This is a genomic window from Chromobacterium subtsugae (assembly GCF_001676875.1).
Lineage (GTDB): Bacteria > Pseudomonadota > Gammaproteobacteria > Burkholderiales > Chromobacteriaceae > Chromobacterium > Chromobacterium subtsugae.
On the sequence record NZ_JYKA01000009.1, the window covers coordinates 114,477 to 129,067 of the forward strand.

General features: G+C 64.8%; 10 protein-coding genes. 2 read left to right on the forward strand and 8 right to left on the reverse strand.

The genetic code is table 11. From position 1 onward, the window contains the following. Positions 1 to 37 precede the first annotated feature (37 nt). From trpA to asd, 8 genes are all read right to left on the reverse strand, one after another. Entirely contained in the window at positions 38 to 826 is a 789-nt protein-coding gene (gene trpA, locus MY55_RS13255) for a tryptophan synthase subunit alpha (protein WP_047236593.1), read from the reverse strand. Positions 827 to 837: 11 nt separating this feature from the next. Continuing rightward, the gene (gene trpB / locus MY55_RS13260) at positions 838 to 2,040 is read right to left on the reverse strand and encodes a tryptophan synthase subunit beta (protein WP_043579099.1); all 1,203 of its coding nucleotides are present in this window, start codon (positions 2,038 to 2,040) and stop codon (positions 838 to 840) included. After that, complete coding sequence (locus MY55_RS13265; protein ID WP_043579097.1) at positions 2,027 to 2,647, reverse strand: phosphoribosylanthranilate isomerase; 621 nt, start codon at positions 2,645 to 2,647, stop codon at positions 2,027 to 2,029. The genes trpB and MY55_RS13265 overlap by 14 nt, the downstream gene beginning before the upstream one ends. A 33-nt stretch (positions 2,648 to 2,680) precedes the next feature. Next, the gene (truA, locus tag MY55_RS13270; RefSeq protein WP_065202491.1) at positions 2,681 to 3,469 is read right to left on the reverse strand and encodes a tRNA pseudouridine(38-40) synthase TruA; all 789 of its coding nucleotides are present in this window, start codon (positions 3,467 to 3,469) and stop codon (positions 2,681 to 2,683) included. 173 nt (positions 3,470 to 3,642) lie between these two features. Beyond that, positions 3,643 to 6,075 (reverse strand): FimV/HubP-related protein, encoded by a 2,433-nt coding sequence (locus MY55_RS13275; RefSeq protein ID WP_482764014.1) that lies wholly within the window; start codon positions 6,073 to 6,075, stop codon positions 3,643 to 3,645. Between the two features lie 423 nt (positions 6,076 to 6,498). Beyond that, the gene (locus MY55_RS13280; protein WP_244270684.1) at positions 6,499 to 8,670 is read right to left on the reverse strand and encodes a motility hub landmark protein FimV; all 2,172 of its coding nucleotides are present in this window, start codon (positions 8,668 to 8,670) and stop codon (positions 6,499 to 6,501) included. Between the two features lie 221 nt (positions 8,671 to 8,891). Further along, positions 8,892 to 9,902 (reverse strand): aspartate-semialdehyde dehydrogenase, encoded by a 1,011-nt coding sequence (locus MY55_RS13285; RefSeq protein WP_065202494.1) that lies wholly within the window; start codon positions 9,900 to 9,902, stop codon positions 8,892 to 8,894. A 135-nt stretch (positions 9,903 to 10,037) separates the two neighbouring features. Next, positions 10,038 to 11,150, reverse strand: a complete 1,113-nt coding sequence (gene asd / locus MY55_RS13290) for an aspartate-semialdehyde dehydrogenase (protein WP_047236588.1) — start codon at positions 11,148 to 11,150, stop codon at positions 10,038 to 10,040. Positions 11,151 to 11,538: 388 nt separating this feature from the next. Between asd and MY55_RS13295 the strand changes: the two genes are divergently transcribed. Further along, a complete protein-coding gene (locus tag MY55_RS13295) occupies positions 11,539 to 12,720 on the forward strand; it encodes an FAD-dependent oxidoreductase (RefSeq protein WP_047236587.1) in 1,182 nt (393 codons plus the stop codon). A gap of 21 nt (positions 12,721 to 12,741) precedes the next feature. Beyond that, positions 12,742 to 14,496: a flavin monoamine oxidase family protein gene (locus MY55_RS13300; RefSeq protein ID WP_099049649.1), complete on the forward strand. Its 1,755-nt coding sequence runs from the start codon at positions 12,742 to 12,744 to the stop codon at positions 14,494 to 14,496. The last annotated feature ends 95 nt before the right edge of the window (positions 14,497 to 14,591 follow it).

Below are 14,591 nucleotides of genomic sequence, written 5' to 3' on the forward strand. Positions count from 1 at the left end.
GCCACAGGAAGACGGAGGCCTCGCCTCCGTCAGTGTTCTAGCGGATGGCGGCCTTCAGTTCGGCCACCAGATGAGTTAACTGCTCTCTGGCAGTTTCGGGTGTCGCCGCCTCGATTTCCTGCACCAGCCGGCTGCCCACCACCACCGCGTCGGCGGCGGAGGAGATGGCCTTGGCGGTCGCGGCGTCGCGAATCCCAAAGCCCACCCCTATCGGCAACGGCAGTTCTTGTCTGAGGGCAGCAATTTTACGCGCTACGTCATCAATGTCCAGATGTCCGGCGCCGGTCACCCCCTTCAGGGACACATAATAAACGTATCCGCGCGCCAGTTTGGCGATTTCCGCCACACGCGCCGGCGGCGTGGTGGGGGCAATCAGAAATACCGTATCCAGGCCGGCGGCGTCCAGCGCCGCCTGCAATTCTGCCGCTTCTTCCGGCGGACAGTCCACCGTCAGCGCGCCATCCACCCCCGCTTCCTTGGCCCGGCGGGCGAATTCGGCATAGCCCATCGCGCACAGCGGGTTCAGGTAACCCATCAGCACCACCGGCGTGACGGCGTTGGTGCGGCGGAACTCGGCCACCATTTCCAGCACGTGGCGCAAACCCACCTTGTGCTTGAGCGCGCGCTCGGACGCGCGCTGGATCACCGGGCCATCGGCCATCGGGTCGGAAAACGGCACGCCCAGCTCGATGATGTCGGCGCCGCCGTCCACCAGACCGTGCATCAGCGATACCGTCAACCCCGGATGCGGGTCGCCGGCGGTAATAAACGGGATCAGCGCCTTTTTGCCGGCAAGATCGGCGAAACACTTGGCAATACGTGACATACAGCGCCCCCTTACAGCGTGATGCCGGACAGGCCGGCCACGGTATTGATGTCCTTGTCGCCGCGGCCGGACAGATTGACCAGGATCACCTTGTCCTTGCTCATGGTCGGCGCGGTCTTGGCGGCCCAGGCCAGCGCGTGGCTGGATTCCAGCGCGGGGATGATGCCTTCCAGATGGCAGCAGTCGTGGAAAGCCTGCAGCGCCTCCTCGTCGTTGATCGCCACGTATTCGGCGCGGCCGATGTCCTTCAGATGGCTGTGCTCCGGGCCGACGCCCGGGTAATCCAGACCCGCCGACACCGAATGGGTCTCCACCACCTGGCCGTCTTCGTCCTGCATCAGGTAGCTTTTGGCGCCGTGCAGCACGCCCACTTTGGCGCCCGCGGTGATCGGCGCGGCATGGCGGCCGCTATCTATGCCGTGCCCGCCCGCCTCCACGCCCACCATGCGCACGCCGGGAACGTCGATATAGGGATGGAACATGCCTATGGCGTTGGAGCCGCCGCCGACGCAGGCTACCACAAGGTCGGGCTGGCGGCCGATGATTTCCGGCATCTGCATCTTGGATTCCTCGCCGATCACCGACACGAAATCGCGCACCAGCATCGGGTAAGGATGCGGGCCGGCCGCGGTGCCCAGGATGTAGAAGGTGGAGTCGACATTGGTCACCCAGTCGCGCATCGCTTCGTTCAGCGCATCCTTCAGCGTCTTGGAGCCGGACTCCACCGGCACCACGGTGGCGCCCAGCAGCTTCATCCGGAACACATTGGGCGACTGGCGCTTCACGTCTTCCGCGCCCATGTACACCACGCATTCCATGCCGTAGCGCGCCGCCACGGTGGCGGTGGCCACGCCGTGCTGGCCGGCGCCGGTTTCGGCGATCACGCGCTTCTTGCCCATGCGTTTGGCCAGCAGCGCCTGGCCGATGGCGTTGTTGATCTTGTGCGCGCCGGTATGGTTGAGGTCTTCGCGCTTCAGGTAGATCTGCGCGCCGCCCAGCTGCTCGGACCAGCGCTTGGCATGGTAGATCGGGCTGGGGCGGCCGACGTAATGCTTCAATTCGTGATGGAATTCCTGCCAGAACGTCGGATCGGCCTTGACTCGGGCGTATTCCGCCTTCAATTCGTCCAGCGCCACCATTAAGGTTTCCGCGACATAGACGCCACCATAAGGACCGAAATGGCCCTGCGCATCCGGAAAATCATACCGATCCATGTCTTGCTCCTGATATGAATGCCGCCATTCTGGCCGCATCTTTGATTCCTTTGGACGCCTCCACTCCGCTGGAGACATCCACCGCCGCCGGCTTCACCCGGCGCACGGCTTCCACAATATTGCTTTCGTCCAGGCCGCCGGACAGTATCAACGGCAGCGGCAGCGCTTCCGGCAGCAGGGTCCAGTCAAAGGTGGCCCCGGTGCCGCCGTGCGCGCCCTCTACGAAGGCGTCGGTCAACAAGCCGCGCGCGTCCGGATAGCGGCCGGCCCACTCCAGCAAGTCCATGCCGGGCCGTACCCGCACCGCCTTCAGGTAAGGCCGGCGGAAAGAGCGGCAGAACTCGGCCTCTTCCTCGCCATGGAACTGCAGCACATCCACCGCGCACGCGGCCAGCACCTGCTCCACCCACTCGCGCGCCGGATTGACGAACAAGGCCACCACGCTGACGAAGGGCGGCAGAGCGGCGATCACCGCCCGCGCCTGCTCCAGGCTGACATTGCGCGGACTGGGGGGGTAAAACACCAGGCCGACGGCATCCGCGCCCAGCGCCGCCGCCGCCGCGCCATCTTCCGCCCGGGTGATGCCGCATATCTTGATTCTGACCATCGCGCGTTACGCCCTTGTTATGACGATTGAATATTACCGCAAAGCCAATCGTTCCGCCGCAAACTGCGAAGGCAAGGCGAACGGTTCCGGATAGCCCACCCCGGTCAGGTACAGCCCGTCCGGCATGAAGGTGGGCGGGGCGCTGGTGCGGTCGCAGGCCGCCAGCAGCGCCGACATGCCGTCGGCGTCCATCGCGCCCTTGCCGACATACACCAGCGCGCCGACGATATTGCGCACCATATGGTGCAGGAAAGCGTCGGCTTTCAGGTCGAAGCGCAGCAGGCCGCCGTTGTCGTGGATATCCAGCTGCTGCAAATCCTTGACCGGCGATTTGGCCTGGCACTCCGACGCGCGGAAGCTGGAAAAATCATGGCGGCCCAGCAGCCTGCCCGCCGCGGCGCGCATCGCGTCCACATCCAGCGCCTGATGGAACCAGCCTACTTTGCCGGCCAACAGGCAAGGCCGCACCGGGCTGCTCAGCAGGAAATAGCTGTAACTGCGGGAAAAGGCCGAAAAGCGGGCATGGAAGGTTTCATCCACTTCGCGCGCCCACACCACCGCGATTTCCGGCGGCAGCAGCGCATTGACGCCGCGCACCCAGGCGTTCAGCGGCCGGGCGGCCTCGGTATCGAAATGCACCACCTGCATCGCCGCGTGCACGCCCGCATCGGTCCGGCCGGCCGCCACGGTACTTATCGCCTGATTGCCGGCGATCTGGCTCAAAGCCTGATTCAGCCTGTCCTGCACCGTATTGCCATGCGGCTGGGTCTGCCAGCCGGCAAACGCCCGGCCGTCGTATTCAATGCCCAGCGCGATTCTCATGCCCACTCTTTCATTCCATCCCGGCAACCGCCGCGCCTTGCGCGCGGATGCGACAAAACTGCCACTCTACCCTATCCGGCCCGGTTTGCGCCATGTTCCGGGCTGCGCAAAAGCAAATGGCATCGCCTGAATAAGCGATGCCATCTGCCGACTTTCCCCCCGCATGCGCGCGTCTAGCGGCCTTGCTGCGCTTCGCGGATCAGGATTTCGGCGGTTTCCTTGTCGCCCATCTCCATATAAAGCTTGGCCAGCTCCAGCTTCTCCGGATCCGGACGCGGTTCGGCTTCAAGCTCGGGCGCCGCTGGCGCGCCCCGCAGCGGCGCGGGCTCCCGTTCGGCTTCGATCATGGTTTCGGCGACGGCGGGCGCGGCAGTCGGGGGCAAAGGCGTGCGCGCCTCCTCAGGCATGGCGATTTCGGCCGCTGCCGCGGCGGAGGGGACCACAGGCTCCAGTGCGCCCACCGCCGGCATTTCCACCGACTGCGGCGCTTGCGCGGTTTCAAACAAGGGATGGCCCGGCATCGCGGCGCGGCCCAATTCGCACACCCTCATCCACTGGGTGCTGTCCTTGCCGAATATGTCGCGCGAGCGCGCCGCCTCTTCAAGAAACGCCGCCTTGTCCGGCTGCGCCGACAGCACTTCCAGCAGCTTATAGCGCAGATCCTGCCGCGCCGGCTCCTTCTCCAGCCCTTCGCGCAGGATCAGCAAAACCTGATCATCACGGCCATAAGCGAGATACACCTCGGCCTCGGCCATCGGATCGACCGAATCCAGATCGATGCCGTCGCCTTTTTTCAGCGTGCTCATCAGCGAGGTCAGCGGCCCCAGCGTCAGCATAGAGGACGGCACGTCTTTGCCGCCGCCGTACTCGTCCGCGGTCTCCGCCTCCGCTTGCGCCGCGCCCGCCCGCTTTCTGCGCATCAGCAGCAGCGCCACCAGCGCCAGCGCCGCGCCGGCGCCGCCCAAGCGCAATTGCACATCCCTATCGCCCAGCACCGCCAGCGCATCGTCCACCACGCTGCTGGCGGCGGCATGCGGCGCCTTGGCCTGCTCCCGCTTGGATTCGGCTGGCGACATGGCCGGACGCGGCGCCGATGCGGTCACCGCGGTGACGACCACCGCCGGCTTGGGCTTGTCCATCCCGGCCGGCGGCTCGCTCCGGGCCGCGGAGGCCGGCGGCGTCTGAACGGCAGCCGGCGGCGGCACAGCCGGTTTGGCCTGAGGGGGCATCGGCGGCGTCATGGCGGCGGCGGTCTTGTCCTTGTTTTGCTGGATGGTGCGGATTTGCGCTTCCAGCGCGCGCGCGCGCGCCTCGGTCTGCTTCAACGCGCGGTCCTGCATCGCCAGCATGTCGCGCATCCGGCGTTCCGCCGCCAGGGCGGCCGGCGACGACGCGGCCGGTTTGACGGAGGCGACCGATGGCATCGGCTTATGGTCTTCCGCCTTGGCCACGCCGGCCGGCCGGCCGTCGGCCAGCAGTTTCGCCATGCTGCCCGATTTGGCTTCCGCGCCGGCGGCGTCACCCTTCTCCGCCGCATGGCGGGCCGGTTCGCCGCGCAGCGTCCATTGCGCCGGGTAACGCAACTCGGCCCCGGCCAACAAACGGTTGGCGTCGCCGCGGATAAACGCGTCCGGATTATCTTTCAACAGCTTGCCCGCCACGTCCTCGCCGGCGGCATGGCCGCGCATGCGCGCGGCGATCGCCGACAGGCTGTCGCCCTTGCGCACTTGGTAGACGCGGGTTTCCGGCGCGGCGGCGGATGGCGGCTTGGCGTGGTCGGCAGCGGAATCCTGCGCCGTCGGCGCGCCTTCCAGCATCAACGCATAGCGCTTCTCCACCTTGACGCCGGCGGCTCTCACCTCCAGCCGGAACGCCAGCCGCGGCGCCGTGATGGGCAAGCTGGAAGCCAACTGCAGCACATGCCGCCCATCGCTGGAGCGATCCAGCTTGTGCGCGATGGACGCCACCTGCTGCAGTTGCTCCGGCGCCACCTCTCCTTGCGCGGGATCGGCGAAAATGGCCACCTGCACCTGGTCCGTCTTATCGAATACGCCGCCCAGCAGCCGGAGCTCCGCCTGCAAGGGCTCGCCCAAGCGCGAGCTGACCTTGAGTTCGCCCAAACCCGCGCCGTCCAGCCGCGAGCCCTGGTCTGGCGAGGCGACATGGCGCTTGCCATCGTCGCCGCTTGCCGGCGCGGGCTCCTTGCGGCGCGGACCGTCGCGCTTGTAGTCCACTTCAAATTCGCGCACCAACCGCCCATCCGGCCAACGCACCTCCACCGCGAAACGCAGCAAAGGCTCGCTGAAGCTGGCCGGTCCCTTGACCGTCACTTTCTGGATATGCCCGTCGCTGCCGCGAATCAATCCGAACTGCAGCATCGAGGCCGACCCGCTGTAAGGCGACAACAGGGCATAGCGATTTCTATCCGCCAGGTCGGCCTGGGCGAAGTTTTCAATTTCCTCGTTCACCACGGGAATTTCCGCCGAGAACGCCTCGCCGTCGGCGGAAAGCACATGTATCGGCCCCAATCCCGCCCGGACTGCCGATACGCTTCCCAAGCCTGCCAACAGCAAGGCCAAACTCGCCATGCGAAAATTTGCGACCATCGTGGACGTCCCCAACCTATTTGCTTACATGTTTTGCCCCAGGCCCGGCGGATATGCCCGCCATCTCGATCCGCCCTGGCCCCATCTTGAAATCAAACCATTTCAAGACGGCTGACAATGCTGATAATTACCTGCGATTAAACCTCAAGCCGCTGCCGGCTGACAACCCGATGCCGGACCGATTTCCAGCGATCATCTTTATATAAAATAGGCCGGAAACCGCGCATAGCAAATTGTCCCAAACCCGATTCGTCAAATAAAACAAAATGCTAGCCGATTCTTTCACGTATCGAATCCGCCATTGCCCCGCAGGATCGCGGCGCCGCGTCCGCCGCCATGAAAATAATCCGGACAAACAAATGGCCGGGCGTCGTTTCGGAAAACAAACGCCCGGCCATCGGAAGAATCCGGCACACCGGAAAATCAGACGCTGATCTTGTCCAGCAACGCTTTCGCCTCCTCCTTCAACGCGCCCTGAGCTTCGCTCACCAAATCCTGCAATACCTCGCGCGCGCCTTCTCTATCGCCCATGTCCAGATAAACCTTGGCCAGATCCAGTTTGGTCGACAGCGGATCGTCCATCACCGACATGCCCTCCGCCTGGGCGGGAGGCTCTTCGGCCGGGGGCGCTTCGGCGGCCGGCGCTTCGGCCAGCATGTCCTCGTACAACGACTCCAGCCCGCCCCCGCCTTCCGCGGCCGGCTTGGCTTCCTCAGGCGGCGGCGCGTCCAGATTGAAATCGAAATCCAACAGGCTGGCCTCGCCTGCCGGCGCCGGTTCCTCGGCGGCAACGGGCGCGGCTTCCGCCGGCAGCATCGCTTCCAGGTCGAAATCCAGCGTGCCGCCCTGGTCTTCGGCGGCGGGCGCTTGTCCCGCCGGCGTATCGAACAAGGCGGCCAGCGGATCCGCCTCCTCCGCCATCGCCGGCGCGGACTCGGCGGCGGGCGGCGCATCCGGCGCGGCTTCGCCGAACAGCTCCTGATCCAGATCGATGCCGCCGCCAAGGCCCGCGGACAGATCCAGCTCCGCGTCGGGCGCCATCTGGTACAGCGGATTGTCCGGATCGATCGCGCGCCCCAGCGTAACCGTCCTGGCCCACAACCCGCCCTTGCCATCGAAAGCGGCGTTCATTTCCTTGGCCAGGCGCTCGAAAGCGGCTGTGTCCGGACGCGCCGCGTACACCTCCATCAGCTTCATCCTGACTTCATGGCGGGACGGGTCCTTTTGCAGCGCGTCCTTCAAGATTTCCTCGGCCTGCTGGTCGCGGCCATAGGCGATATAAACCTCGGCCTCGGCCACCGGGTCGACTTCGGCCGCGTCGATCGCGCCCGCCGCCTGGGTGAAGTTGCTCATGAAGGAATGGCTGCCGCCCACGGTGCTGGGACCATGCCCGGTGACCGTAGAGCGCGCCAGCGTGGCGCTGGTAGCCGACAGGCTGCCCGCCGCCGCGCGCCTGCGCATGACTACCGCGCCCAGCAGTCCCAGCAAGGCGACCACGCCCACCCCGCCGCCGATCAACGGCAGATGATCCAGCAACTTGTCGAGCAGCGATTTGTTTGGCGGCGGCATCGGCGGCGCCGCGTGCGCAGGGGCTGGCTTCTTGAGCGGATGGGGCGCCGGTTCAGGCTTGGGCATCGGCTTAGGCGCGCTTGCCGCCGGAGCCGCCGCCGGAACGCTGGCGACCGCCATGGGCGCCGACGCCATGACAGGCTTGGCCGGCAGCGGCTGGCCGCCCCGCATCGCCTTCAACTCCTGTTCCAGCGCCGTGATTCTGGCCGACGCCTCTTGCAAGGCCTTTTCGCGGGCGTTGATCTGCTGCTGCAGGTCATTCAGCCGCGCATTGTCGCTCCCGTCGCCCGGCACCAGCTTGAGCACGTCGCCGCCCTTGCCGGCCGGCGCCGCCGACTGGCCACCGGCCGAAGCCGCGGCCGGGGCGGCATCGCCCAGAATGCTGGCGACCTGGGCCGCGCCCAACGCCTTCATCTTGCGCGCCGACGGCACTGTCAGCGACGAGCCCGGTTTCGGATGATTGACATCGCCTTCGGCGAAAGCGTCGGGGTTCGCCTGCACTAGCGCCGCCATGGTCTGCCGCAACGACGCGCCCCAGGGCTTCACCCTCTGCGCCAGCGAACGCAGGGTCGCGCCCGGCCTCACTTTCAGCACTGTGGGTTCGACGACGCGCGGCTTGGCCGGGGCCGCCGCCTGGTAGCGGCCGGCCTGGTCGCTGTCGGCGTAGCTGGGGACATCCTGGACGATGTTCGGGCCGCCGACATTGTAATTGGCCGGATCCAGCAACACCGTGTATTCGCGCACCGAGCGGCCGGACGGCGCCTTGGCCTCCACCACGAAGCGCAGGTAGGGGTCGGTGATCGGCTGGACCGAGCTGACGCGGATCAGCGCGCCGCGCGGATTGGGGCTGAGCGCGAAGCGCAATTGGGACAGCGAGGAGGCGTAATCGACATTCAACGCCTGGAAGGTATCGATGCTGGCCAGCCCCACCCTGACGGCATCCATTTCGCCAGGCTGCACTCCGGTCATTTCGATGTCGGCTTTCAGCAACTCGCCAAGATTGGAGCGGACATGGATCCTGCCCAATCCCGCCCAAGCCGCGGCAGAGCATGCCAAGCCTATCAACAGGACGCCAAGTTTGAGTTTTACCTGATTTCTCACTGTCTACCTTCCGGCATGGTCTCGTTTTATTTTATAGGCACAGACCCGCTGGCGCGCGCATGGGCCATTGCTGCAATCTTAGGCCCTGCCTGGGCGTTTAGCCAGATTTCATGCGGGCTGCAAGCCGGGCGGACCCGGCTGCCCGCTTACATCAGCGCGCTCTGGCCGGCCAGGATTTCGGCGATGCGCACGCAATGGATGGCCGCGCCCGCCTTCACGTTGTCGGCCGACAGCCACATGCTCACCACCTTGCCGTGCGCGCGCAGGCGGCTGACCCAGACCAGCTCGTTGCCGGTGGCTTCCATCGGCGTCACGTAGCCGCCATGCTGATCGCGGCCCACCACTTTCAATCCTGCCGCCTGCAGGCGCTTTTTCACTTGCTCGAGATCAAACTCCTTATGCAGTTCGACTTGAACCGCCCAGGAATGGCCAAAGAACACCGGCACGCGCGCGCAGGTCACCTCCAGAGATTCCGGCGCCAGCCCCAGCAGGCGCGCGGTCTCGTCGCGCACCGAGCGCTCTTCTTCCGAATCGCCGTTCTCGTCCAGCTCGCCGATCTGCGGCAGCACGTTGAAAGCGATGCGCTTATCGTAGGCCTTGACCTCGGCGTCGCGGTGCGAGAACAACGCGGTGGTCTGGTCGGCCATTTCCTCCATCGCCGCCTGGCCGCTGCCGGACACCGCCTGGTAGGTGGCGATGCTGGCGCGCTGGACGCCCAGCGGCAGCAAGGCTGCCAGCGCCAGCGCCAGCGGCGTGGTGGTGCAATTGGGCACGGCCACCAGCGGTGCGCGGCCCAGGTCCTCCAGTTCGGCGGCGTTGATCGCCGGCGCCACCAGCGGCACGCCGGCGTCGGCGCGGAAGGCGGAACTGAAGTCCACCACCGCGGCGCCGGCATCGCGCGCCTGCGGCGCGTATTCGCGGGAAACGGCGCTGCCGGCGGCGAAGATGGCCATGCCGACATTCTCGAAGTTGAATTCGTCCACCATGTGCACGTCCAGCTCCAGGTTGCCGAAGGAGACGGTGCTGCCGTCCTGCTCGGCGACATCCACCGCGAACACGCGGGCAGCCGGGAAGTTGCGCTCGGCCAGCAGTTCCAGAATGGCCTGGCCCACCAGGCTGGTGGCGCCCACTACGGCAAGCTGAAGGGATGTCGACATGATTGGTTTCCTATTCATTACTGCGCCGGACGGACAACTCCGCCGGCGAATCCATGCGAAAAGGGCACCTAAGTGCCCTTATGTTCTTGAGACGGCCGGCAAGCGCCGGCCTCAGGCTGACGCCTATTCTACCCGTCAGCGCTCGATCAGGATACGCAGCATGCGGCGCAGCGGTTCGGCGGCGCCCCACAGCAGCTGATCGCCGACGGTGAACGCCGATAGATACTCGCCGCCCATCGCCATCTTGCGCAGGCGTCCCACCGGGGTGCGCAGCGTGCCGGTGACCGCGGCCGGGGTCAGATCGCGCATCGACGCCTCGCGGGTGTTCGGCACCACGCGGGCCCACGGATTGGCCGCGGCCAGCATCGCCTCGATCTCGTCCAGCGGCACGTCTTGCTTCAATTTGATGGTCAACGCCTGGCTGTGGCAGCGCATCGCGCCCACCCGCACGCACAAGCCGTCCACCGGCACCGGATTCGCGCCGCGCCCCAGGATCTTGTTGGTTTCCGCGCCGCCCTTCCATTCTTCCTTGGACTGGCCATTGCCCAGATCCTTGTCTATCCACGGAATCAGGCTGCCGGCCAGCGGCACGCCGAAATTCTGGCTGGGGAAGCCGTCGCCGCGCAGGAAATCTGACACCTTGCGGTCGATGTCCAGGATGGCGGAGGCCGGGTCGGCCAGCAGATCGCCCACCTGGCCATGGATGGCGCCCATGCCGGTCAGCAGTTCGCGCATGTTCTTGGCGCCGGCCCCGGAAGCCGCCTGGTAGGTCATCGACGTGGCCCACTCCACCAGATCATTCTGGAACAAGCCGCCCAGCGCCATCAGCATCAGCGAAACGGTGCAGTTGCCGCCGATATAGTCTTTCACGCCGCTGGCCAAACCCTGCTCAATCACGTTCTGGTTGACCGGATCGAGAATGATGATGGCGTTGTCCTGCATGCGCAGCGAGGACGCCGCGTCTATCCAATAGCCCTTCCAGCCGGCTTCGCGCAGCTTGCCATAGACTTCGGAGGTGTAGTCGCCGCCCTGGCAGGTGACGATGGCGTCCATCGCCTTCAATTCGTCGATATTGCCGGCATCCTTCAAGGCCGGCACCTCGCGACCGATATCCGGCGCTTTGCCCCCCACATTGGACGTGGTGAAGAACACCGGTTCATCGATGGCGGCGAAGTCGTTTTCCTCGCGCATGCGCTGCATCAGCACCGAACCGACCATGCCGCGCCAACCTACAAAGCCTACTCTCACTGGAAATCTCCCGAGTCTGTCCTAAGTCCGAATCGTGGCCGCGCCGACGGCACGGTTAATTTTTTATTACCTCATTGTGCAGCGCGCAATCGTGCCAGGCAATGGGGTAAATCGTTTTTATTGAGAATGTAATGAGAAGAACAGATTTGAATGACATCAACACTGACCGGACGACTCGCGTTCGCCATTCTTACAGGCTCGCCCAGCCCCGAAACGCGGCAGCCCGAGTGGAGCCGGCCACCGCGCAGACTGACAGCATAAGAAAGTTGACTATGTAAATGACTGTTTCATAACTCATTGCAAGCGCGCATATGCCGAATAATTCATCGCCTCGGGCGCGCCGCAGCAGTCCCTCGCCATCGCGACATGTCATCGGAGAAGCACGGCAATGTCTGACTACGATCTGATCATCATCGGCGGGGGCCTGATCGGGCTATCCACCGCCTACAACGCCGTCAGCCCCTATGGCGGCCATCCGGTTCTGCAAGGCAACAAGGTGCTGGTGCTGGAGCAAAGCACCTTCTTCAACCAGTTCTGCAGTTCGGCCGGCGCATCGCGCCAATTCCGCTTCCAATACAGCGAAACGTACATGACCCAGCTGGTGATGGCTGCGGTTCCGGAGTGGGAGCTGCCGCAAAGCCAGACTGTCACCCAGCCGATTCCTTGCGTCGGCAGCCTGTGGTTTGGCGACCCGAACACCCCCACCACCGAAGGCGGCATCGCCCCGGCGATCGAAACCATGCAGGCCATGGGAGTGCCCTTCCAGTCGCTGACCCGCGCGGAGGTGGAAGAGTGGTACGGCTTCCGCGACCTGCCCGCCAACTACAGCGGTTTTTTCCAGAGAGACGGCGGCGTCATCAATCTGCCGGCCACGCTGCGGGCGATGTACAACCTGGCGCATGACCAGGGGGTGCAGCTGAAGGAAGAACAGAAAGTCATCGATATCGAATCCAGCGGCGGGCAGATCACCGTCACCACCGATGCCGGCGCGTATCGCGGCAAAAAACTGGTCATCACCGCCGGAGCCTTCACCAACGAAGTGATCGCGCCGCTGGGCATCCAGCTGAATCTGACCATCTGGAACATGGTATCCGCCTATTTCCGCAAGACGCGGGCCGACATCGACTACCCCACCTGGTTCGCCTTCCAGCAACCCACAGCCGCCAACGCCAATCTGTACTACGGCTTTCCGGAAACCTCCTGGTCGCATCCCGGCTATATCCGGGTGGCGCCGGACTACCCGTACCAGATCATCAGCGATCCAAGGGAACGCCGCCCTCCCACGCCGCAAGACTACGCCGGCACTTGCGAATGGGTGGCCCAGCACATGAGCGGTCTGTCGCCGGAGCCGGAATACGCATCGGCCTGCATGGTGGCGCTCGCCGACGACGGCAAGGAATTCATTCTGGACACCCTGCCCGGCCACCCCAACATCGTGCTCTACACCGCGGGCTGGGCCGCGAAACTGGTGCCGCTGCTGGGCAAGATCTGCGTGCAGCTGGCGATCAACGGCGCCACCGACTACGACATCAGTCCGTTCAGCATCGGCCGTCCCGGCCTTGTCCGCTAAACACCAGAGGAGCGCTGCAAAATGATCACATTGAATGACATTCCCCACAGCACCGGCAGCCAGGCCGACCTGGCAGTCGATGTCGCCGTGGTCGGCGCGGGCGTGGGCGGCTTGTACACCGGCTACCGTCTGCTAGGCGGCGAGTACAAGCCGGGCGGCAGCCGGCCCACCAGCGTGCATGTGTTCGACCTGGCCGACCGGCTGGGCGGCAGGCTGCTGTCAATCAAGCTGCCGGGCATGAACGTGATTGGAGAGCTGGGCGGCATGCGCTACATGCGCTCGCAGGAAATGGTGACCGCCCTGATCGAAGACGTCTTCAAGCTGCCCAACCAGGAATTTCCCATGGGCGAACCGGACGATCTTTACTTCTACCTGCGCTGCCAGCGCTTCAAGGCCAACGCCTGGACCAGCGCTCAGGCGCAAGGGGAGAAATTCCACGTCCGCTATACCTTCAAACTGGGCGAAGAAGGCTATAGCCCGGACCAGTTGTTCAACAAGATAGTCTACGACGTGCTGATGGCCGACCCCTGGTTCGTCGCCGAATTCGGCGACAAGGTCAAAAAGATCGACCAATACACCTACACGTTCCAGCTCACCAGCCGCGAATGGAACATCGTCAAGCCAGCCCTGACATACGTTTTCCCCGACAGCCCCTTCCGCGGCATGAAGGTCAACGATATCGGCTTCTGGAACCTGATCAAGGACCAGGTAGGCCAGGACGCCTACAGCTTCCTGGCCGATGGCGGCGGCTACTATTCCAACACCATCAACTGGAACGCCGCCGAAGCCTTCCCCTATATGGTGGGTGACTTTTCCAGCGCCGACTCCAGCTACCGCACCATCAGCGACGGCTATGATCAGATCGCCTACGCGCTGGCGCAGTCCTTCACCGACATGTCAGGCGCCAAGCTGTGGCTGGGCAACCGCCTGGAAACCTTCAGCCGCGCGCAGGACGGCAGCGGCTACCGCTACCTGCTGACCTTCTGGAATGCCGCTGGCCAATACCGCTGGACCGTCAAGGCCAATAACATCGTGCTGGCGATGCCGCGTCGTTCGCTGGAGCTGCTCGACCAGCAGAATTTTTTCTTCAACCGCGAAGGCGCGCAGCAGCTGCAGAAGAACATCGCCTCCGTCATCATGGAGCCTTCGTTCAAACTGCTGATGGGCTTTGAGGAGCCATGGTGGACAGAAGACTTCGGCGCGGAGTCCGGCCATTCCATCACCGACCTGCCGATGCGCCAGTGCTACTACTTCGGCACCGATCCGGCCAACAACCATTCGCTGTTCCTGTCCAGCTACAACGACATGCGCACCGTGCCGTTCTGGCAGGTGCTGATGCAAGGCCGCGACAAACTGCCCCGCTACCTGGGCCACACCACCCGGCTGGTCCGCCAGGAGCATCTGGAAGCGCTGGCCAAAGAGCCAGGCGAGCCAGCGCCCATCGCGATGGTGGAAGAAGCGATGAACCAGGTGCGCGAACTCCACGGCAAGGGCAACGAGATTCCGCCGCCCTATGTCGCCCGCCTGCAGGACTGGACCCAAGACCCGTACGGCGGCGGCTACCACGCCTGGTGCGCCGACGTGTCGGTGCAGAACATCATGCCCTATATGCGTCGGCCCGATCACGGCGAGAACATCCACATCACCGGCGAGGCCTATTCCGACGACCAAGGCTGGGTGGAAGGCGCGCTTTGCGTGACCGAGCTGATGCTGCAGGAGTGGTTCGACATGGCCTGGCCGGCCTGGCTGAACCGAGACTACTACCTGGGCTGGTGAAGCGCGGCCGCCTCCGCCTAGCCGGACGCGGCGGCGTCATCTTTCGGGAAAGGACGCGGCCGGGCCAAGACATGCTTGCGCCAGGCCGCGGCCTC